The sequence below is a fragment of the Cupriavidus sp. FW216-B1 genome, from assembly GCF_058789195.1.
This window is the reverse complement of the sequence record NZ_JBYTEL010000004.1, coordinates 85,522-106,390: the sequence shown is the minus strand read 5'-3', so window position 1 is coordinate 106,390 and position 20,869 is coordinate 85,522. Positions and strand designations below refer to the sequence as shown.

At 61.4% G+C, this 20,869-nt stretch carries 12 protein-coding genes; 11 read left to right on the top strand and 1 reads right to left on the bottom strand.

What is annotated here, in order from left to right:
* The first annotated feature begins 587 nt into the window (after positions 1 to 587).
* The 11 genes from AC3WXD_RS12770 to AC3WXD_RS12720 all read left to right on the top strand — a co-directional run bounded on the left by AC3WXD_RS12770 (position 588) and on the right by AC3WXD_RS12720 (position 19,681).
* Positions 588 to 11,555, top strand: coding sequence for a hemagglutinin repeat-containing protein (locus AC3WXD_RS12770; RefSeq protein ID WP_492323852.1), 10,968 nt, complete (start codon positions 588 to 590; stop codon positions 11,553 to 11,555).
* Complete coding sequence (locus tag AC3WXD_RS12765; protein WP_082079837.1) at positions 11,482 to 11,808, top strand: YrhB domain-containing protein; 327 nt, start codon at positions 11,482 to 11,484, stop codon at positions 11,806 to 11,808. Before AC3WXD_RS12770 ends, AC3WXD_RS12765 begins: the two co-directional genes overlap by 74 nt.
* Before the next feature lie 25 nt (positions 11,809 to 11,833).
* Positions 11,834 to 12,295 (top strand): hypothetical protein, encoded by a 462-nt coding sequence (locus AC3WXD_RS12760; protein ID WP_492323851.1) that lies wholly within the window; start codon positions 11,834 to 11,836, stop codon positions 12,293 to 12,295.
* A 442-nt stretch (positions 12,296 to 12,737) separates the two neighbouring features.
* Positions 12,738 to 13,019 carry a hypothetical protein gene (locus tag AC3WXD_RS12755; protein WP_492323850.1) on the top strand — a complete coding sequence of 94 codons (282 nt, stop codon included), beginning with the start codon at positions 12,738 to 12,740 and terminating at the stop codon, positions 13,017 to 13,019.
* Between the two features lie 216 nt (positions 13,020 to 13,235).
* Positions 13,236 to 13,511: a hypothetical protein gene (locus AC3WXD_RS12750; RefSeq protein ID WP_492323849.1), complete on the top strand. Its 276-nt coding sequence runs from the start codon at positions 13,236 to 13,238 to the stop codon at positions 13,509 to 13,511.
* Positions 13,512 to 13,865: 354 nt separating this feature from the next.
* On the top strand, positions 13,866 to 14,366 hold the full coding sequence (locus tag AC3WXD_RS12745; protein WP_492323848.1) for a hypothetical protein: 501 nt from the start codon (positions 13,866 to 13,868) through the stop codon (positions 14,364 to 14,366).
* A gap of 303 nt (positions 14,367 to 14,669) precedes the next feature.
* On the top strand, positions 14,670 to 15,032 hold the full coding sequence (locus AC3WXD_RS12740) for an Imm52 family immunity protein (RefSeq protein WP_492323847.1): 363 nt from the start codon (positions 14,670 to 14,672) through the stop codon (positions 15,030 to 15,032).
* 554 nt (positions 15,033 to 15,586) lie between these two features.
* Positions 15,587 to 15,931 (top strand): DUF596 domain-containing protein, encoded by a 345-nt coding sequence (locus tag AC3WXD_RS12735; protein ID WP_492323846.1) that lies wholly within the window; start codon positions 15,587 to 15,589, stop codon positions 15,929 to 15,931.
* A gap of 26 nt (positions 15,932 to 15,957) precedes the next feature.
* A complete protein-coding gene (locus AC3WXD_RS12730) occupies positions 15,958 to 16,125 on the top strand; it encodes an Imm52 family immunity protein (RefSeq protein WP_492323845.1) in 168 nt (55 codons plus the stop codon).
* Positions 16,126 to 16,661: 536 nt separating this feature from the next.
* Positions 16,662 to 18,359, top strand: a complete 1,698-nt coding sequence (locus AC3WXD_RS12725; protein WP_492323896.1) for a ShlB/FhaC/HecB family hemolysin secretion/activation protein — start codon at positions 16,662 to 16,664, stop codon at positions 18,357 to 18,359.
* 374 nt (positions 18,360 to 18,733) lie between these two features.
* On the top strand, positions 18,734 to 19,681 hold the full coding sequence (locus tag AC3WXD_RS12720; RefSeq protein ID WP_492323844.1) for a cupin: 948 nt from the start codon (positions 18,734 to 18,736) through the stop codon (positions 19,679 to 19,681).
* Between the two features lie 129 nt (positions 19,682 to 19,810).
* On the opposite strand, the gene AC3WXD_RS12715 is transcribed toward AC3WXD_RS12720, so the two are convergent.
* Positions 19,811 to 20,755 (bottom strand): LysR family transcriptional regulator, encoded by a 945-nt coding sequence (locus AC3WXD_RS12715; protein ID WP_492323843.1) that lies wholly within the window; start codon positions 20,753 to 20,755, stop codon positions 19,811 to 19,813.
* Between the last annotated feature and the right edge of the window lie 114 nt (positions 20,756 to 20,869).

The window sequence follows — 20,869 nt, the reverse complement described above, 5'->3', positions numbered from 1 at the left end:
CGCCACGTATCTTCTACGATGATCCGAAATCTTTGTGCGTGCGCGCTTCTTGTCACTGCGGTGATGATCCATTAGCAGGAATATAGGTTTCCGCGAAACGCTCGCTTTTTTCGGCCTTATTGCCGGGAATGCCGATGCTGACGCCCTGCTTATGCTTGTGCAACCCATTACTAATAGCCTTTTAAAGATAATTTTTTAGGCTTTATAAGTTATGTAAAAATCTGATTTAAGAAATTTTCAGATCAGGGCGGCAGGGGACTATGGAATGCATCGCTCCTGGATCAAATCCATTCACTTTCCTTATCCAGCGCGGCAGTGCGGGCGATCTCGGTTGCGGGCGCAACAAATTTGTGAGGATTCTCAGAGTTTACCTAGTTATAAAGGGGGGTATCAGCGCTTTGTACCGTACATTAAGCTGCGCGCAGTTTTTTGTTGTTACAAAAGGTTACAGCTGTAGTTGCGCGCGGTAGGACGGTGTTTGCCCCTAGGTTGCTGCGGATCTCAGCGCGTTGCCGCTAGACACGCCAGCTTCCCGGGTTGCCATGAATCGTCTTTGTTACCGCATTGTCTTCAATCGCACACGCGCCATGCTCATGGCCGTGGCGGAAACCGCTTGCAGCACCGGGACCGGCAGGGCCGCCGCCTCGCCGGCGGGAGGAACAGCGAAGACGAACTCCGGCGCAACCCGGATTGGTATCCCGGCGATCCAGCTTGCGGTGTGGGCCTGCATGGGACTGCCGATGGTGGCCGGGGCGCAGATCGTGGCCGACCCGAGCGCCGGCGCCAATCGCCCGGGCGTGATCCAGACCGCCAATGGTCTCCCGCAGGTCAATATCACGCGGCCCTCTTCGGCAGGGGTGTCGGTGAACCACTACACGCAGTTCGACGTCAACCGGCCCGGGGCGATCCTCAACAACTCGCCGGTGATCACAACCACGCAGCAGGCTGGCTACATCAACGGCAACCCCAATCTGCTGCCTGGGGGCTCGGCACGGATCATCGTCAACCAGGTCAACAGCACGTCACCGAGCCAGCTGCGCGGCTACCTCGAAGTGGCCGGGGGACGGGCCGATGTGGTGATTGCCAATCCAAACGGACTGCTGGTCGACGGCGCAGGCTTCATCAACACCAGCCGCGTGACGCTGACCACCGGCACGCCCGTCTACGGCGGCAGTGGCAGCCTGGATGCCTTCCGTGTGACCAGCGGCCAGATCAGCGTCGAGGGCGCCGGCCTCAATGCTGCGAGCACCGACCAGGTGGACCTGATCGCGCGTGCGGTCAAGGCCAATGCCGCGATCTATGCGAACAGGCTCAACGTGGTGGCTGGCGCGAACCAGGTCGACTACAACGCGCTGTCAGCTGGCGCGATCGCTGGCAACGGACCGGCCCCGGCGGTCGGCATCGACGTGAGCGAACTGGGCGGCATGTACGCCAACAAGATCCTGCTGGCGTCAACGGAGCTTGGTGTCGGGGTCTCGAATCGGGGTGTGCTGGCGGCGCAGGCCGGCGAGCTGACGCTGACCGCGCAAGGCAAGCTCGTACTGGCCGGCCAGACGAACACCACCGGCAATCTCGCGGTCTCGGCACGCGACGGCATCGACAATGGCGGCACGACGTATTCGGCCGGTGCTGCCTCGCTTCGCACCGACGGTGCATTCTCCAACGGTGGCACGCTGGCGGCGCAGCAGTCGCTTGGCATCCATGCGCAGAGTGTGGTATCGACGGGCACGCTCGCGGCTGGTTTGAACCCGGATGGCACGCCGGGCCCGGCAGCCGACCTGACGGTGAGCGCAACCGGGGTCGTGTCTGCCACAGGCCGGAACCTGGCAAGCGGGAACGCCACAATCCAGGGCGCCAGTGTCAGCCTGGCAGGCAGCCAGACCGCGACAAATGGCAATCTGGGCCTCACCGCAAGCGCCGGCAATCTCGATCTGACGGGGGCGACGGCTGCCGCGGGCGCGGCCCTGGTCGTCAATGCGCAGGGGGCGCTCGTCAACGACCGGGGCCAGATGTCCAGTGGCGCGGCCACCAGCCTGAGCGCCGGCAGCCTGTCCAACCAGGGTGGCCAGATCGTGTCGCAGGGCGCCACGACGATTCAATCGGCGGGCGCAGTCAACAATATGCAGGGCACGGTCCAGGCGGGCGGTGCGCTCACGGCCACGGCCGCATCGGTGGACAACACGGCCGGGCGCATGGTGTCGCTCAATGCGGATGGCCTGTCGATCCAGACGGCCGGCATGCTCATCAATACGGCTGGCACCACTGCCAGCGGCGCCCAAGGCGGCGTCATTGGCGGCAACGGGAACCTGCGATTGACCGCCGGTGGCCTGATCAATCACGGCCAGGTCAACGCGCAGGGCGATGCCACGGTGCATGCCGCCTCGCTCAACAACGACACCGGGACGCTCAGCGCGGGTGGCGCGCTCACGGCAACCGCCGCTGGCGGCATGAGCAGCCGTCAAGGCGTGGTATCGGGGAGCAGCGTCGCCGTCGCCGCCCAGTCGCTCGACAATACTGCTGGCCAGATCGAAGGCGGTCAGCTTGCCATCCAGGCGACGGGCGACCTGATCAACCAGGGCGGCAGTCTGAAGCAGTACGGTCAGGCCGATACCAGCATCACCGCAGGCGGCAAGCTGGACAACACGGGAGGCACCATTGCCGCCAATGGCCAGAACCTGACGGTCAATGCGGGCAGCCTGACCAACGACGGTGGCCAGGTCTCCCACGCCGGTGCAGGGACGCTGGCGATGGCCAGTCAAGGTCCAGTCATCAACGCGGGCGGTGTCATCCAGACCAACGGCGCGTTGACCGCACAGCTCGGATCGCTTGACGGCGCTGGCGGCACCGTATCGGCTCAGAAGGCGCTGGCGCTCACGGTACAAGGCGCGGTGGACAATACCAGCGCGACCCTGCATGCGGGCGATGGACTCACCCTGCAAGCTGCGGGCGCACTGACCAACGCGGGCGGGCGCATCGAGTCCGCCAGTGCGGATGGAGCGTTGTCCGTGTCGGCCGCAAGCGTTGACAACACCGGCGGACGCATCGCCAATGCGGGCGATGGCCTGACCCAGGTCACGGCGCGGCAGCAGATCCTGAATGCACCCGGTGCAACATCTGCGGCGGGGCTCATTGGCGGCAATGGCGCGCTGGCGCTGAATGCAGGCACATCCATCGTCAATCAGGGGGTGATATCCGCCCGGGATGACGCAACCCTCAACGCTCAAACCATCGCCAACGACACCGGCAGCTTGACCGCCGGTGGGGTGCTGTCGTTGGCCAGCACCGGGACAACGAGCAATCGTGGCGGTTTCATCTCGGCGGCGACCACGACGCTGGGCGCGGCTTCCCTGGACAACACAGATGGCTGGCTCGATGGCGACAGCGTCAACGTCACGACCGCAGGAGACCTGTCCAACCGTGGGGGCACGATCAAGCAGTACGGTCAGAATGACACAATCGTTACCGCCGGCGCCAAGCTCGACAACACGGGCGGCATCATCGCGGCCAATGGCGCCAATTTGACCATTGGCGCCGGCACCCTGGTCAATGACAGCGGGTCGGTGGCGCACGCGGGCACCGGTACGCTGGCAGTGGCAAGCCAGGGAACCCTCGCCAATGCCGCGGGCGCGATCCAGACCAACGGTAGCCTGCAGGCGCAGGCCACGACGCTCGACAACAGTCAGGGCACGATCACCGCCCAGGGTACGGCGACTGCAATCACGAGCGGCAATCTCGGCAACCGGCAAGGCAGCATATACGGCCAGACCGGACTCACACTAGCCAGCGGTGGCACCGTGGACAATACCGCCGGCTCGGCACAGACCGCCGGCAACCTCGCCGCGGTCGCGACCGGGGCCGTGGTCAACCAGGGCGGCAAGCTGGCGGCCAATGGCCTTCATGGGGAGGTCAACATCTCGGCCACCAGCGTTGACAATACTCGGGGCCTGCTGGTCAATGCCGGCGATGGCGTGACGACCGTGACGGCGACGAATGCATTCACCAACACCGCGGGCAAGCTCGGCGGCAACGGTGATGTCACCATCGGTGCGCAGGCGCTGGCCAACAACACCGATGGCACCGCGGGTGGGCTGGTGGCGGCAGGTGGCGCACTCGCCCTGAACATCACGTCGCAGCTCGACAATCGTGGTGGCACGCTATATGGCCAGAGCCTGACGCTCAACCAGGCTGGCGCGACGTTCAACAACGCCGGTGGCCAGGTATTGGGTAGCACGGACGTGAGGCTCAATGTGGCATCCCTGTCCAACCTGGGCGGCGCGGTGAAGGCGAACCAGGATGTCGTCGTGGGCGGTGCCGTGTCCGGCAGCGGGACAATGATCGCCGGGCGCGACCTGACGCTGAACGTGGCCGGGGATTACACCAACGATGCGAGCAATCTGCTGCGCGCCAACAGGGATATGCGGGTCGCCGCCAGCGGCACGCTCGCCAATACCGCGACCTTGGCGGCGGCAGGCGCCCTGACTGTCTCCGGGGCCAATGTGGTAAATGCAGCCGGCGCCGATATCAACTCTGCCAATACCACCGTCACGGCCAGCAACGTCGTGTCGAATGCCGGACGCATCGAGGGTGACGCAGTCCTGATCGGCAGCCCGACGGTGGTCAACACCGGCACGGTGATCGGCAACAACGTCCAGGCACAGGGAACGGACATCGTCAACAATGGTGCGGCGGCGCTGATGGCGGCGGTCCAGAACCTGAAGCTCTACGCGACCAACTCCGTCCAAAACCTCGAGGGGGCTACGCTCTACAGCGCGGGCAACCTGCAAATCGCCCGCGATGGCACGCGCGACTCCAACACGGGACTGCTGGCCAACCAGGTCAATACGCTCATCAATCGCTCGGCCAACATCGAGGCCGATGGCGATATCGACATCGCCGCCAATCAGGTCAGCAACACGCGAACGAGCATCGTGACCACGCCTGGCACGCCCGTGCAGACTGCGGTCCAGACACTCACGCTCTGGCAAGCGGGACTCATTGACATCGACCTGAACTCGCATTCCAGCGTCACCTTCCCGGGCTGGAACTGGAGTGCGCAGAACGCGCAGATCAGCACACCGCAAACCAACGCGCTGCGCGCGCCAGTCACGGTGACCGTGGACAAGTCGACGGTGACGAGCCTGAACACCACCAGCCAGACGCTGTCCTTCACGCAATCCCCGATCGAGGAATACAACGGCATGCCGACGGGGGCGAACTGTGATCCGAGTACGCTGATCTGCACGCGCCCGCTGACAGTCAATCCGACACAGTACTACCAGTCGATCACGGACAACGGTACGACCTACAGCATTACGTTCTGGCCTGACTGGGACCCGAACGTCAATATCCGCCCGGATCTGGTGCGGCAGGCGAACTTCGGGCACGACTACAACGAGATCTCCCGCACCACCGTCACCATGACGGCAACGGACCAGCTCGTCAGCGCCACTGACCCGGCGAAGATCCAGGCGGGCGGCAGCATCCGCATCAATAGCAATGGCGGCAATATCCTGAACCAGTCCTCGACCATGGCGGCGGGCGGGAATCTGGTCCGGGTGGCAGCCAATGGCGGGGTTCAGGATGTCGGTACGGTGCTTCAGCAGACGGTGACGACCGAGGACACCTCGACTTTCTACTGGCACCAGCGTACCGGCGGCAGCCAGGACATACAAGTTGTGGCGCTCCCCGGCGAGCCGCAGGCGCCAACTACGGTGATGGCGCTGCCCGCCATTGCCACGGCCAATCAGACGGTGCAGACCACGGCTCAGAACGTGACCGTGGCGTCGGTCAATGCCGTGGGTGCGGCCGTCACCGGTAGCAGTGTCACGGGGGGAGGTGCAAGCGGCACGCAGCTGGCAGGCGTCTCTGGTAGCGCAGGCGGCGCGGCTGCGGTCAGTGCGGGCGGGGCTAGCGCGGTGACAGGTGTGACCGGGCAAGCCCGGCCCGCGCAGACGCTCGGGACGGCCCGGGGCGGGATCCCGAACCTGAGACTGCCGACCAACGGCCTCTATACCATCCGCACGACGCCGGGCGACACGTACCTCGTCGCCACGGACCCGCGCTTCACGCAGTACACGAACTTCATCTCCAGCGACTATATGCTCAACGCGCTGGGGCTCGATCCGCAGAAGGCGCAGAAGCGCCTCGGCGATGGCTTCTACGAGGAGAAGCTGATCCGCGATCAGGTCACGCAGTTGACGGGCAGGACGTTCCTGGCGGGCTACACCGACCAGCTCGAAGAGTACAAGGCGCTGATGAACAATGGCGTCACCTATGCCAAGACCTTCAACCTGACGCCGGGTGTGGGCCTGACCGACGAGCAGATGCGCCAGCTCACCACCGATATGGTGTGGATGGTGTCGCAGGACGTGACGTTGCCCGATGGCACGACACAATCAGTGCTGGTGCCGAAGGTGTATCTGGCACAAGGCAACGGTGTGGACCTGCAGTCAACGGGCGCGCTGGTCGCCGGCAATGCCGTGTCAATCAATGCTGCCGGCAACGTGGAGAACAGCGGAACGATCGTCGGTGACATCGCCACGCAGGTGGTGGGTACCGATATCGTCAATCGGGGCAGCATCGGAGGCACCGGTACGACCGTGGTGAGCGCGACGCAGGACGTGCGCAACCTGGGCGGCCGCATTGGCGGACAGGATGTGGTGGTCGCCGCCGGCCGCGATGTCGTCAATGAATCGCAGACGATCACGAATACCACCGTGCTTGCCAACGGCAATAGCGCGAGCGCCACCGGGATTGGCGCGGTGGCGTCGATCTCGGGGACGAACAATGTGGCCGTGATGGCCGGGCGCGACCTGACGTCGACGGGCGCCACGCTCGGCGCCGGCAACGACCTCGCGCTGGGCGCGGGCCGGGACATGCGCTTCGGTACCGTGGCGACGGGCACCACCCAGGATGCCACCGCGCATGGCGGACAGGACTATCTGCACGACCAGACCGTCGTCAATCAGGGCAGTACCGTACAGGCCGGCCAAAGCGTCACCGCCGTCGCCGGCCGAGACATGACGCTGACGAACACCAACGTCCAGTCGGGTGCCAACGCGGCGCTGGTTGCCGGGCAGAACGTTGCCATCGTCAATGCGACCGATGCGCATACGCACAGCGAAGCGGCGCAATCGAACCGGCAGCAATCGAGCTACACCCAATCGTCGTATGACGAAACGGTGCAGGGCAGCAACGTCCAGGCGGGCCGCAATGTCTCGATCGGCGCGGGGCAATCCACGCTGGCCGCCACGGCTCTCGCCGCGAACGGCATTACTGCGGCGTCGACGACCGGGTCGGGCAGCGTCGCGATCACGGGTAGCGCCGTGTCCGCAGGTAATGACGGCAAGGGCGGCGGCACGCTGGCGGTTGTGGCAACGGACGGCGTGACAGTGAGCGAAGCCCGCGAGGTACACGATGCCGCGTCGGAGAGCCGCACCCGCAGCAGCGGTTTCCTTTCGCGCAGCTCCACGCACGACCAGAGCAGCAGCCATGAGGACCTGGGCGTGGGTAGCACGCTCGCGGGCGATAGCGTTGGGTTGAAGGCCAACAACGACGTCACGATCCGTCAGAGTGCGGTCATTGGCTCGGATGCGGTGAATCTCCAGTCCACCCAGGGCAACGTGGTCATCACGGCGGGCCAGAACGTGCGGGAATCCAGCGTCTCGCACGAGGAATCGAAGTCTGGCGTGTCCGCCTTCGCGGGAGCCGGCGGCATCGGCGTGTCGGTGGGCAGCAGCGGCGGCAGCGCAAGCGGCCATGTGCTGGCGGTGACGCAGAGCGACGCGCGCTCGACGGTCGGGGCGACCGATGGCAACGTGACCATTAACGCTGGCAAGAGCGTGGCCATTATCGGCAGCGATGTGATCGCCGGGGCGACGCCCGGCAATTCTGTCGCCGGCAATATCGATATTCAGGCGCAGAACATCAACGTGACGGCCGGAGTGGATCACGTCAGCGAGCAGACCAGCCAGAGCAGCCATTCCAGCGGCTTCGGCGTGGCGCTGGTGGGCACGCCACTGGACACCGCGCGGAATCTGTCGGCCGCACAGAAGAGTGCTAGTGGGGTGACGCGCGCCAAGCAGACCCTGAATGAGATCGGTGCCTCGGCGGCAACAATGCCGCAGCTTGCGATCACGGCAGGCAGCAGCCACAGTGACAACTCGGCCAGCACGGATTCGGTGACGCACCAGGGCAGCAGCCTGTCCGGCGCGGGGAACGTGACGCTGCGCGCGACTGGAGATGGCCAGACCGATACCGACGGCAAGGCGCTAAGCGGTGACATTCTGCTCTCCGGCAGCTCCGTCACGGCGGGCGGGACAGCCACGCTCGACGCGCAGCGCAACGTCAATATTGCGACTTCGATAGATACCTTCCAGTCGTCATCGGCCTCCAGCAGTGGCGGTTGGCATGCCAGCACGGCCGTACCGAGCCTGGGCGATATCGGGCGGAACATTGGTGGCGGGCCGAACAACAGCGGCGTGGGTCTGTTCCCCTATGGCTCGCAGTCGGCCAATGGCAGTGGCGATTCGTCCGCGACCAGGCAGAACGCCAGCCTGGTGACGGGCAAGGATGTCACAGTGACCAGCCGCACCGGCGATATACAGATTACCGGCAGCGGCATTGCGGGTACCAACGATGTCTCGCTATCGGCCACGCAGGGCAAGATCGACATCCTGTCCGGCCAGGACAGCCAGAGCCAGCGGCAGGACAGCTCCAGCCGTCAGATCGGGGATCTGGGCGGTAGCGGCTACGCCGGCACGGTAGGCGTGCAGACGAGCTCGCATCACCTGGATACCGCGCAGACCAGCCAGAACACGATCCGCAGCCAGATCGCCAGCAATGGCGGTAGCGTCTCCATCGTCGCGAGGGACGATATTACGGCCAAGGGTGCGGACATCTCGGCTGGGCAGAACGTGACGATGGTCGGCAAGAATGTCGTGCTCGATCCGGGCACCGATACCAGCGCCACCAACCAGCGGGACAAATCCAGCCAATATGGTGTGACGCTGGCGCTCTCGGGCTACAGCGTGCAGGCAGCCCAGGCGGCGGAGAATGCCGCACGCGCGGTAGAAGATGGCAAGAGCGACAAGGTCGCTGCGCTGTATGCCACGCAGGCTGCCATAGCAGGGCTGAATACGTATAACGCAGCCTCAGGTGCGAAACCGGTCGGGGTAGACAAGACCGGCAATCCCGGCAACAGCAACGGCGGCAGCGCGCTCATCAAGGCAACGGTGAGTATTGGTGGCGGCAGCCAGCAAAGCGAGTCACATACCCAGAGCAGCAGCGTGCAGGGGACGACGGTGACCGGGGGCAATAACGTCACCATTGTGGCGACCGGTTCGGGGGGCACGGGCACGGATGGCTACGCCACCGATGGCGATATCACCGGTCACGGGGCGCAGATCGAGGGCAAGAACGTTACCCTGTCGGCAGCGCGCGACGTGAATCTGCAGAGCGCGCAAGACGCCTCCAGCCAGAACAGTTCCAGCAGCGGATCGAGTGCGAGCATCGGGGTGGGTTTTGGGCTGGGCGGTCAGCAGAACGGCTTCACCATTGAGGCGGCCGCGAGCCAGAACCACGGCAATGCCAACGGCGATTCGGTCACGCATCAGAATAGCCACGTGACGGCCGGCGATACGCTGACGGTATCGAGCGGGCGCGATACCAACCTGCAGGGCGCACAGGCCATCGGCCAGACGGTCGTGGCCGACGTGGGCCGCAACCTGAATATTGCGAGCCAGCAGGACACCGACAACTACCATAGCCAGCAATCCTCTTCCGGAGCCCAGGTCAGCCTCTGCGTGCCGCCGCTGTGTGCCGGCACGACCGTCAGCGGCAGCGCCAGCACGAGCAAGGGCAATACCGACAGCACGTACACATCGGTGGTGGAGCAAAGCGGCATCTACGCGGGTAACGGCGGCTTCAATGTGAACGTCAAGGGCAACACGGATCTCAAGGGGGCCGTGATTGCCAGTACTGCCGATCAGACGAAAAACCAACTCATCACCGGCACGCTCACGACCAGCGACCTGCAGAATGCTGCCGATTACAGGAGCGACAGTTCGACGATTGGGGGGAGCTTCGATAGCAGTTCGACCTTAACCCAGAACCTGACGAATTCCGCCATGACGACGGTACTGGGTCAAGCGGTTGCGCCCAGCACCGGATCGGCTTCCGGCGTGACGCGAAGTGCCATCGCGTCGGGTACTGTGACCATTACGGACAACGCTGGCCAGGAAGCCATGACCGGCAAGACGGCAGACCAGACGGTTGCCAGCCTGGACCGGGACACGGCCAACGCCAACCAGAGCATCGGCAAGATCTTTGATGCACAGAAGGTGGCGGACCAACAGGCCGAGCGCCAACTGGCAGCGCAGACGATCCAGCAGGCGATGCCGCTCCTGGATAAGGCGGTTGGCGATCTGCTCAAGAACCAGTCTGAACCGATCAAGGTGGCAGTGCACGGGCTGATCGGTGGGCTGCTAACGTCGCTGGTGGGTGGGGATTTTGCGAAGGGTGCAGCGGCGACCGCAGCGGGGACTGCGGCCATCGCCGTGCTCGATGAGAGCCTGGGCACGCTTGGTCTTGACAAGCCGACTCGCGATGCCGTGTTGCAGGCTGTTGGGATGGTGGCGGCAGGGGCGGTAGGTGGTGGTGGTGCGAACGGCGCGGCTGCTGCGGGGGCGACTGGTCTGGCGGATGCCTACAATCGGCAGTTGCACAATGTGAGCGATGCGGACCTGCGTATCAAGGCGGCCGAGCTTGCCAAGGATCCAAAGTACGCAGAGATGACGCAGGACGAGATCTACTACGCGATTCGCGTCGTGTATCGAAATGACCAGGTTGGTACGGGAGACCTGAAAAGCTTTGATACGCAGGCACAAGCCAATGCGGCCGGGGTGCCGGTGTCCTATGATCAGACGACAGGCAAATGGCTGGAAGACCCCGAAGTTGCCACGGCGCGGCTCAATGGTACACAGCGCACCCAACTGGACAGTCGGCTACGCGAGGACCTGTGGAACACCGGCGGGGCCTTCCGGGCGGAACTGATTGAGGCGAGTAAGCCGAGTATGGCAGCTGGAGCGGATGCTGTTTTTGGTGCAGCAATGACAGGGTTGGCTGGCAGACTCGGAAACGTACGCGTTGACGGCAGTAACTCTGTGCCGGCAGGATCTGTGAAAGACGTGAATCCTACTGGCTCGACGCAGAACTGCACCAATTGCGTATATGTTGTTGACAATCAGCTTGCGACCGGAGCAAAGGCAAGTGCGCTACCGCGTTCCGAACCTCTTCCATTTAATGAGTTGAACGGCCTATACAACACCAAAATGAGTGGCTGGACGACAAGGACAAACGTTGAAGACACTCTGCTTGGCGCAGGAGAAGGGACCCGGGCGGTGGTCTATGGGATGGATACCCAAAGAGCAACGGCTCATGTCTGGAATGCAGTAGTTCAAGGCGGCAAGGTAAACTATATAGATGGGCAAACAGGTGGTTCGGGCGCAGCTAACTTTAGCAGGTTCCCGAATATCCGCTTTGGGGTCATCAACTAGGGGAATTATTATGGGTGTTGCAGAAGCCAGGAAGATCGCTGAGAAATATCTGCAGGAAAAGATGACTCCTCCCAAGGATGATCTGTATGTGATCGTCGACGCCGGGATTCGGGAGGCCGATGGGGGATGGTACTTTCCATATCAGACACGTCGCTTCATCGAAACAGGTGATATTGATTACTCTGTTGTCGGGAATTGGCCCATCTTTGTTAGCCATGATGGAATCTGCCATGGCGCGAGACTGCCCACATAGATTTGCACACGGCGTACTGTGCCGCTTGGTAAAGAGCGAGGATGGTGGAGACCTGTGGAACTCCGGTGGGGCTTTCCGGGCGGAACTGATTGAGGCGAGTAAGCAGAGTGTCGCGGCTGTAGCAGATGCTGCTCTTGGCGCTGCGATGTCAGGAATGGCCGGGAAGAACATCGGGAATGCCGCGCAAAAGCCGAGTGCAAGTGCTCCAGGAAAGCTGATCGGTTCGGTTGATGGGCTAACGGCGGCAGAACAGAGCTTTGCAGGCAAATTGGTTGCAGGTGGCCGAACGGTTCAGGTGACACCTTCGTCCAATGCTGGAAGGGCGGCGGGTTTCCTCATTGAGGGAACGACGTATGAGTTGAAGACGATGACGGGTGTTGTAAGTCAGACATCTGACGGGTTGTCGAAGGCGATATCCAGTACAGCAATGGATGCACGCGGGCAGTCTCCGGATATTATTTTGACGCACGAAATCAGCCAGGCATGACGGCTGATATTGCCTAGTGCAGAGTAAATCGTGCATATTCTGCGGATTCCAGATCCGGCGCCAAGATTCAGAGCGTTACGATCATTACTCATCAGGGGGAAATATACGTTTGAGGTTACCACAATGACAGCTATGATTAATGGATATCCAACGGAAATCGAGTTGCGTGAAAGGATAGAACGTCAACATGCAAGGCGGCGAGCAACCGAGACCGTTGTACTGATCTGGCACGGCTATCTATCCGGCTTGCTAGAATAGGGGCTAATTGAAATAGACGTATTTGATCGGCTTTGCGAATTGCTTCCAAAAACCTGACGAATTCCGCCATGACGACGGTAATGGGCCAAGCGGTTGCGCCCAGCACCGGATCGGCTTCCGGCGTGACGCGAAGTGCCATCGCGTCGGGTACTGTGACCATACGGACAACGCTGGCCAGGAAGCCATGACGGGCAAGACGGCAGACCAGACGGTTGCCAGCCTGGACCGGGACACGGCCAACGCCAACCAGAGCATCGGCAAGATCTTTGATGCACAGAAGGTGGCAGACCAACAGGCCGAGCGCCAACTGGCAGCGCAGACGATCCAGCAGGCGATGCCGCTCCTGGATGGCGGTGGTGCGAACGGCGCGGCTGCTGCGGGGGCGACTGGTCTGGCGGATGCCTACAATCGGCAGTTGCATAAGGATACCAAGCCGGCAAAAGACGAAGAAAAGGAATCAGAATGAATTCGGTGGTTTGATCACGACGCAACAGCAGTTTGCTGATCAGATTGAAAATATACTCAATAACCCTTCGGCGAAGAAGCAACTGAGCAACGGTCGTTCTGCATATTGGGACGATGTTTTCGGTATGGTTGTCATTCGGAACCCTAATGCGGCGGATGGCGGAACCGCATTTAAGCCGACGAATGGGAAGGCGTATTTTAATAACTTGAGATAACTATGAAGATAAAACGAATTTCCGACGATGTCGAGGTCGAGCTTAGCCAAGATGAATTGCTTGTTCTCAATGCGGCTCTTAACGAGGCTTGCAACGGCATTGACGTATTTGAGTTCGAAACACGGATCGGTGCTTCGAGAGCCAATGTAGAGCGTCTGTTGGCGGAGATTCAAGCGGCGCTTGATCAGATCGACGAGAGACAGAGGATTCGTAAGCTGTCGGTGGAGGCGTTCGCACACAGTCAAAACTTGTCGCTACAAACGGTGCCAGCGGGATGAGTCCCAAGGTTTGTTGTCGCCACGCAGGATGTACTCTGCGAGCTTAAGAAGGCGGTCAAAGGATTCGAGGCGCGAAGCGGTGATGGCAAACCTTTCGACGACGATGACCTCGTCACCGATATAAGATCAGTTCGAGATACGTACTTGGCGAAAGTTTGATCCTCTGTAGATTGATTTATTTGTTGTCCCCCTGCCGTGAGTCAAGGATGTTCCCGCAGGGTGTCCATCCCATTCTGGAAACCGCGCGTCTATTCTACGTGCCACGGCATTGGCGGTGCAGAAATTAATTATCCGAGGAATTTTGAAAAAATCGGGCGGAATAATTAGTCCAACGGCGATACAGTTCAAAACGCAATGAGAAAAATTGGATTTCATGGAGGTCATTCGATCTATGAACTCGGACCTGCTCCGGATGTGGCACTGTTCTTTGGTTGCTTGAAGACCTACGCAGAAAATGACCACCAGGAACAGGACTGGAGTCTCCTCACAGATCGGCTGTATCGCCGCTATCTTCGGCGAGAGGAGCTTGACGAGACGTTGGTGCTGATGGAACAGGTGCGGCAGATTTTTGCGCAGGTTCCTGCCAAATCGGGCGTCAAGTGGGATTCGAAGATGATAGGTGATCCCCAAAAGAGCTGGTTAGATCCTTATCAGCCGACCTTGGCGGAAGTATTCAGCAGATTCTTCGAGAATTTCGTGAAAGCATGTGGTTCGGCAAAATCTTTTGTCGAAGTCTTTAATATTTATCAACCAGTGAGGGTGGTCATCTCCGACCTACCAGGATTCGCTCGTGACAAGAGTAAGCCTCTGGAAGATTACGACGCCCTAGAAGGCGAGCCGTTCTGGCTACGGTAACTGCAAGACATAGCGCCTAATCGCACCGCACGCGGATGCGTGGAAATCTTCCTCACGACCTACGGCAAGGCAAGGTGCTGAGCCGGCAGGACATGCTGGACCGTGGCCTGTTGACCGGCCAGTTCCAGCCTAGGTTTGGTGGTCAAGAGAGCCTTGTCAACCAAGCGCAGAGCCAAATTAACCAGTCCAATGGGTTGTTGCAGAGCCTGCTGCTGCCACGGCTATGCAGCACCTATTCGAACGCAACGGTGTGAATGGCATCAAAATCGTCATTCAGCCACTACAGTAAAGGATACGACGAAAGTGGAATCTTTTTACTCCGCAGCGTATTGGGGCGCACGGCAAGAGAGCGTGGAATCCTGCGCGGCCAGAACCCAGAGGCTTCTGGCCGCGATTGAGATCGTATCACCCGACTTTAGTTGTTGGCGAAAGAGAGGGCAAAGCAAGAAAGATGCACTGGCTTCTGAGCGCATCACGGCAGATTCGCTAGAAGCGTTAGTGTCCTTGCTTTCAAAGGGAGGAAATCGGAGGGATATCGGCGGCGACGTTATTGATGAGCTTGGATATTCCATGTCGGCTTGGAATGGAGGAGATAAAGAGAATGTTTCTGGCCTATCAATCAAATGTGGCCTGTATTCTTCCGTAGGTGGCTGCCGAATGCTGTGATACTTGATCTTCCACAACGATTCGATGGTGGTTCGAATGAGAAAGTCTGCAATCTCTTGCGCGCATTTGCCGAAGCTTGGGAGTCAGATTGGGCAATTGTCACATCGCATTCCGCGCGGGCTAGGCGGACCGAGCATGGTCCATACCTGGATTGTGCACTGTACATCAGTACCACCACGCCAGCGCCGTCCGATCTTCCTGTTGCGGCCACCCAGCACGTGCTGCTCGGCGGCACCTTATACATCGCATAGTTCGAGTAATACCGCAAGTGTCCCTGGCCGTGCGGAACATGAAGACTGAACGCACTGCGCGCGAATGTGCAGAGATCGTTCTGGCTGCTCTTCGTCAGAGCAAGGCGTTAGGTCGTCAGAATATTTTGGTACGGGGTTGCCGATCGCTCGCGACGCCGACCGTGTTTTCTTTCGTTCGAGTTCAGCAGTTGGTACATCAGGGGCATAGGCGAGATGGACAGTAGAAATGATCAACACCCCTTCGATATAATCCGTGGTGCTTACGATCGTGCATGGAAATAAAGTTCCAATAGGAGTGTGTCGATGCTGTCCAATGCTCAGTATGAGTTCATCGCGGAGGGGTGCGAGGATATGGAGCTAGATTCCATCTGGGATTATTTTTCGTCTCCGTTCGGGAGCAAATTCTTGCCGCACCGTTTGCAGTCATTTGAAGAAAGGCGCGATGGCTTTCTTTGGGTTTTGAATAGGTTACTTTCTGAAAAACGTATAATTTTGATGGATCTGACGACGCATGCTTCTCTTCTGGGCAGCACTGAAGCGCAAGTTTATTTGTTTCGGAAAGCATTCCCATCGAATGACGCGGAAATGGACGGAGGGCTGTGGTTCTTCTCACCAGCCTGTCCTGGCGGTGCATCTTGGCAACGGTAGCATACCCACATCCCAGGCGCGCTTTCATGAGACGATGCACGCTAGTCGAATCATTTCTTGCTGCTGCATACTGGGGCACTCGAAAAGAAGGCATGGAGTCTTGTGCCACGAGAGTTCAGCGCTTCTTGAGTGAAGTTGCGACTTTGTCGCCTGACTTCACTGGTTGGCGAAAGAGGAGACATTCCCGAAAGTAGGTACTTAGTGCTGATCGGCTTGCGGGAAGCTCCCTTGATCACTGGTTGCCCTGCTGCCGAAAGGAAGGCATAGGAAAGACGTTGGTGGCGACGTCATTGAGGAACTGGGGTACTCCGTATCCGCCTGGAACGGAGGAACCAGCGAGCCGGTCTCTTTCGTGTCTATTTCATGCGGCATGTATTCCCCAAGTAGCTGGCTTGTCCAATGCTGTGGTGTTGCATTTGCCGAAACGATTTGAGATTGACTCGAACGATCAAGTGTGTCGTCTTCTTGGCGAATTTGTAGAAGCGTGGGAGCCGCGGTGAGCAATTTAGATATCCAAGGCAACTGAGTCGCCACAAGCCAGCTTCGCCTGCGTCACGTTCTAGAGAAGCGTATCCGTTCTGGCTCCTTGTTGATCAAATCCATTTTCCGTTGTTTGAGCGGGTGCAAAGGCATCCGCCGGGTCTTCATTACTCCGATGTCTTTCAAACCGCTGCACATTGCAACTGCTGCATCACTCGCGATGGGTCTTTCGAGTATCCCGTCGCATGTGATGGCTCAGGTTCCACCCAGCCCAGGACAGGCCGCCGCGCTGTCTAATGCCGAACAAGATCAACGCACTCGCCAGCAGCAGGAAGCGCGCGAGCGCGCAGCGCTCGTGCAAAAGCCGACGGTCCGAGCCGAAGCGATTGCCCGCGCGGAGTTTCCTGAGCTGCCGACGGAGACGCCGTGCTTCCGCATCAGCCAGTTCTTGCTCGAAGTCCCACGGGATCTGCCCACAGATCTTCAGGCGCGCGGTGCGTCGGCGCTGCCGATGGACCCGTTTGCGTTTGCGCTGCAATGGCTCAATCACTATCAGGGCGAATGTGTCGGCCAGCAGGGCGTGGAGATGCTGGTCAAGGGTCTATCGCAGACGATCCTGTCGAGGGGGTATGTCACCACGCGGGTACTGGTGCCTCAGCAGGACCTGTCCTCCGGTGCGCTCAAACTGGCGTTGATTCCGGGGGTGATCGGAGAAATTCGCTTTGCGGAGCCGGATATCTGGGGCACGTGGAAGACCGCGTTCCCGACCTCCCGGGGTGAGCTGCTGAACCTGCGCGATCTTGAGCAGGGGCTCGAGCAGATGAAGCGCGTGGCGAACCAGGACGTCGATATGCGGATCGTGCCCACCTCTGTGCCGGGCCGCAGCGATGTCGTGATCGCGGTGAAACGCAACAAGCCCTGGACGCTGGTGGCCTCGGTCGATAACTCGGGCTCGCGTTCCACCGGAAAGTGGCAGGGCAACCTCAGCGTCGGTATCGACAATCCCCTGGGCCTGAACGACATGTTCAACGTCGGCTACAACCAGGATCTGATGTTCAGCAACAAGGCGCACGGCACGCGGGGCTGGAATGGTTTCTATTCTGTGCCGTGGGGGTACTGGACGGCCACGCTGTCCGCCTATAGCAGCAATTACTTTCAGCAGATTGCCGGCGTCAATACGACGTTCGTTTCCAGCGGGCAATCAGAGACCGTCGACCTGAAGCTGCATCGCGTGCTGAGCCGGGGCCAGAACGATGTGTTCGGCATGCAGGTGCGCCTGACGCGTCGTTTCGGAAAGAGCTTCATCGAGGATACGGAGATCCCGCAGCAGCACCGGAACAACACGATGCTGGAATTTGGCGTCACGGATCGCCATTACTTCGGCCAGTCGCAGCTCGACGCCACGCTGGCATTCCGCCAGGGCATCGGCGCATTCGGTGCACAATCCGATGCGCTGGCCGCCGACGATGGTCCGACGTGGCGCTTCCGCATGATGGTGCTCGATGCCAACCTGTCCGTGCCGTTCAAGGTGGCCGACCAGCCGTTCCGGTATGTGACCACGCTGCGCGGCCAGTTCACCAACGACCGACTCTATTACATCGATGACTTGACCATCGGCAGTCGCTATACCGTGCGTGGCTTCGATGGCGAAAACCAGCTCGCGGGCGAACGCGGGTTCTACTGGCGCAACGAACTGCAGGCGCCGCTCGGTGGAAGCGGGCAAGCATTCTATGTCGGGTTGGACTACGGAAGGGTGCACGGACCTTCCACGCAGGGCCTGGTTGGCACGCAACTGGCAGGCGCGGTCATCGGCATGCGGGGCGCTATCGGAACGCGGAAACTCGGAGGGGCTTCGTATGACGTGTTCTTGGGCACGCCCGTGTACAAGCCTGCTGCTTTCCATACAGCGGGTGTCACGGCTGGCGTCCAACTGACGTACCAATATTGAGTTGGACAATGGAGACGCACGAACCAGGAGAGAACGGCGGAACGCGCGAGAGAGAACGGGTCCGGCTGCTCGCCAAGCAGCCGTCCGGAGCAAGCAGATCGCTTTGGCCGGGTCCGAGCGTGACGACTGCTTCCTGCCTCCAGGCACCCGTTGGCGCAGCCGTGCGGCCAGACTATCCGCCAGCTTCCCGGAGCACCTCCCTGCTTCATCCTGTCTCCAGCCCGGCATGCCGTTCTCCGCAAAGGTGATTTTCCCGACGAGCGCTTCTGGCGAAGGGCGCGGATTCTTATAGTGGCTACCAGACGCTGGCGATGGCCGGCGGACTGTCCGGGGATGCCGGTTGTCGTTTCCCCGGACCTTTTTGGGAGCTACTCATGTTGGACCGTACCGCAATTTCTACCTTGAACCTCGACGCGCCGGCGACTACCGAAGACGCCCGGTATTTCGAATACACGTCCTCGGCCAACCCGATCGGCGCGAAGCTCATTTCGCGCGTGCCCTACCGCTCGTTCCCGGCGTCGCTGTATGACGGCGGGCCGACCCGCGTCGTGCCGCTCGACCTCGCGGCCGAGCTCGGCTGCGAGGGCCCGGCGACGGGCCCCGGCCTCTGCGCGAACTTCGTGCGGGTGCTGGCGGGCGAGAAGGTTTCGCTTGAGCCGAACGCAACGTCGCTCGTCTTCTATGTCGTCGACGGTTCCGGCATCGCGTCGCAAGACAGCACGGGCCTGCGCTTTTCCAAAGGCGACTTCTTTACCTTTCCGGGCGGACAACGCGTGGAACTGGCCGCCGATTCGACGGCGCGTCTTTACTACGTCAACGACGCGCCGCTGCTCGCCTATCTTGGCGCGAGCGCGACCGCGCGGCGCTTCGTCCCGACCCTCTATCCGGCCACCCGTGCCGAGGAAGAGCTGCGCAAGGTGTTGAAGGCGCCGGGCGCCGGCCAGCGCAACCGCGTGAGCATCCTGCTCGGCAACGCCAACTTCCCGCAGACGCGCACCGTGACCCATACGATGTGGGCGATGTTCGGCGTGGTCGCGCCGAAGACGATGCAGAAGCCGCACCGCCACCAGTCGATCGCGCTGGACTTCATCTCGGAATGCCAGCCGGGCTGCTATACGCTGGTGGGCACGGAACTGGACGACCACGGTAATATCCGCAACCCGCAGCGGGTGGACTGGGAGCCCGGCATGGTGTTCGTCACGCCGCCGGGATACTGGCATGCGCACTTCAACGAGTCGTCCGAGAACGGCTACGTGATCCCCATCCAGGATGCCGGGCTGCAGACGTACCTGCGCGCGCTCGATATTCGATTCGCGCATTGATGCGCCGCCGGGCCAGCGCCGCCGGGCCGGGCGCGCGGCCCGGCGCGCAGCGACGCGCCACCAGCGACAGGCGCGGGCCTGCCGCGCGGCAAGCCCGCATCGTGCATCGGTCCCGCGGGAGCGGGCTGGCTAGCTGCCGCCCCGGCCGTTCGGCGGGGCGTCTTCGTCTTCATCCTTCAAGCGCTCGGCGAAGAAGTCCACGAAAGCGCGCACCTTGGAGGAAACCACCTTCTTGGGCGGATAGACCGCCCAGATCGCCGGCGCGGGCTGGCCTGCTCCGGCCTGCCAGCCGGGGAGCAGGTGAACGAGCTCGCCGCGGGCGAGCTCCGTGCCGATACTCCATGCGGGCAGGAGCGCGACGCCGCACCCGGCTACCGCCAGGGCAATCAGGGCGTCGGTGTCGTCGGCCCTGACCTGGCCGACGACCGGAACCGCGCATTCCCTGGGTGTCTTGCCATCGGCACGGGCGAGAGTCCACTTGTCGTCGTGGGCGCGGGAAAAGCGCAGCGCCGTGTGCCGGGTCAGGTCGCCGGGTTCCGAAGGCTCGCCATGCGCGGCGATGTATGCCGGGCTCGCGCAGACGATGCGCCGGTGCGAAGCGAGCCGCCGCGCGACCAGCCGGGAATCGGGCAGCACGCCGATTCTCAATGCGAGATCGATCTCTTCGTCGATAAGATTGATGACGTCATCCGTGAAGACGAGATCGACGCTGATGCGGGGGTACTGCCCGATGAAGGCGGGCAGATGTCTGACCACGTGCTTGCGGCCGAACGACGTGGGCACGGTGACGCGCAGCGTGCCTTGCGGCGAGGCGTTCAGGGACGACGCCATGCTGCGGGCTTCCTCCATCGCTTCCATCGCCACCATCGCGCGCTCGCGGAACACGCGCCCGCCCTCGGTCAGCACCAGGCCGCGCGTGGAGCGATTGAACAGGGCAATGCCGAGATCCGCCTCGAGCTCGGACACGTACCGGGAGACGGTCGATGTCTTCAGCGACATCTGCTGCGCGGTCTTGCTGAAGCTCTGGAGATCGCCGGCGAGGAGAAAGGCGCGGACGGCCGAGAAGTAATCCATGAGTCGGGGGCGGTGGTATCGGGCGCCGGTGTCGGGGGCTTGTATCGGGCGCATCACGTGGCCCAATGTTACCCGCATCCGCTCGCCTCGGGCCCGTCGGAATTCCTCCAGTCG

Bases quoted from the DNA above. Each gene is read 5' to 3' on its own strand.
- AC3WXD_RS12735 (WP_492323846.1), top strand. From the start codon at position 15,587: ATGCTGTCCAATGCTCAGTATGAGTTCATCGCGGAGGGGTGCGAGGAT.
- AC3WXD_RS12745 (WP_492323848.1), top strand. From the start codon at position 13,866: ATGAGAAAAATTGGATTTCATGGAGGTCATTCGATCTATGAACTCGGA.
- AC3WXD_RS12730 (WP_492323845.1), top strand. From the start codon at position 15,958: ATGAGACGATGCACGCTAGTCGAATCATTTCTTGCTGCTGCATACTGG.
- AC3WXD_RS12715 (WP_492323843.1), bottom strand. From the start codon at position 20,755: ATGGATTACTTCTCGGCCGTCCGCGCCTTTCTCCTCGCCGGCGATCTC.
- AC3WXD_RS12770 (WP_492323852.1), top strand. From the start codon at position 588: ATGCTCATGGCCGTGGCGGAAACCGCTTGCAGCACCGGGACCGGCAGG.
- AC3WXD_RS12725 (WP_492323896.1), top strand. From the start codon at position 16,662: ATGGCTCAGGTTCCACCCAGCCCAGGACAGGCCGCCGCGCTGTCTAAT.
- AC3WXD_RS12755 (WP_492323850.1), top strand. From the start codon at position 12,738: ATGACGGGCAAGACGGCAGACCAGACGGTTGCCAGCCTGGACCGGGAC.
- AC3WXD_RS12750 (WP_492323849.1), top strand. From the start codon at position 13,236: ATGAAGATAAAACGAATTTCCGACGATGTCGAGGTCGAGCTTAGCCAA.
- AC3WXD_RS12720 (WP_492323844.1), top strand. From the start codon at position 18,734: ATGTTGGACCGTACCGCAATTTCTACCTTGAACCTCGACGCGCCGGCG.
- AC3WXD_RS12765 (WP_082079837.1), top strand. From the start codon at position 11,482: ATGGGCAAACAGGTGGTTCGGGCGCAGCTAACTTTAGCAGGTTCCCGA.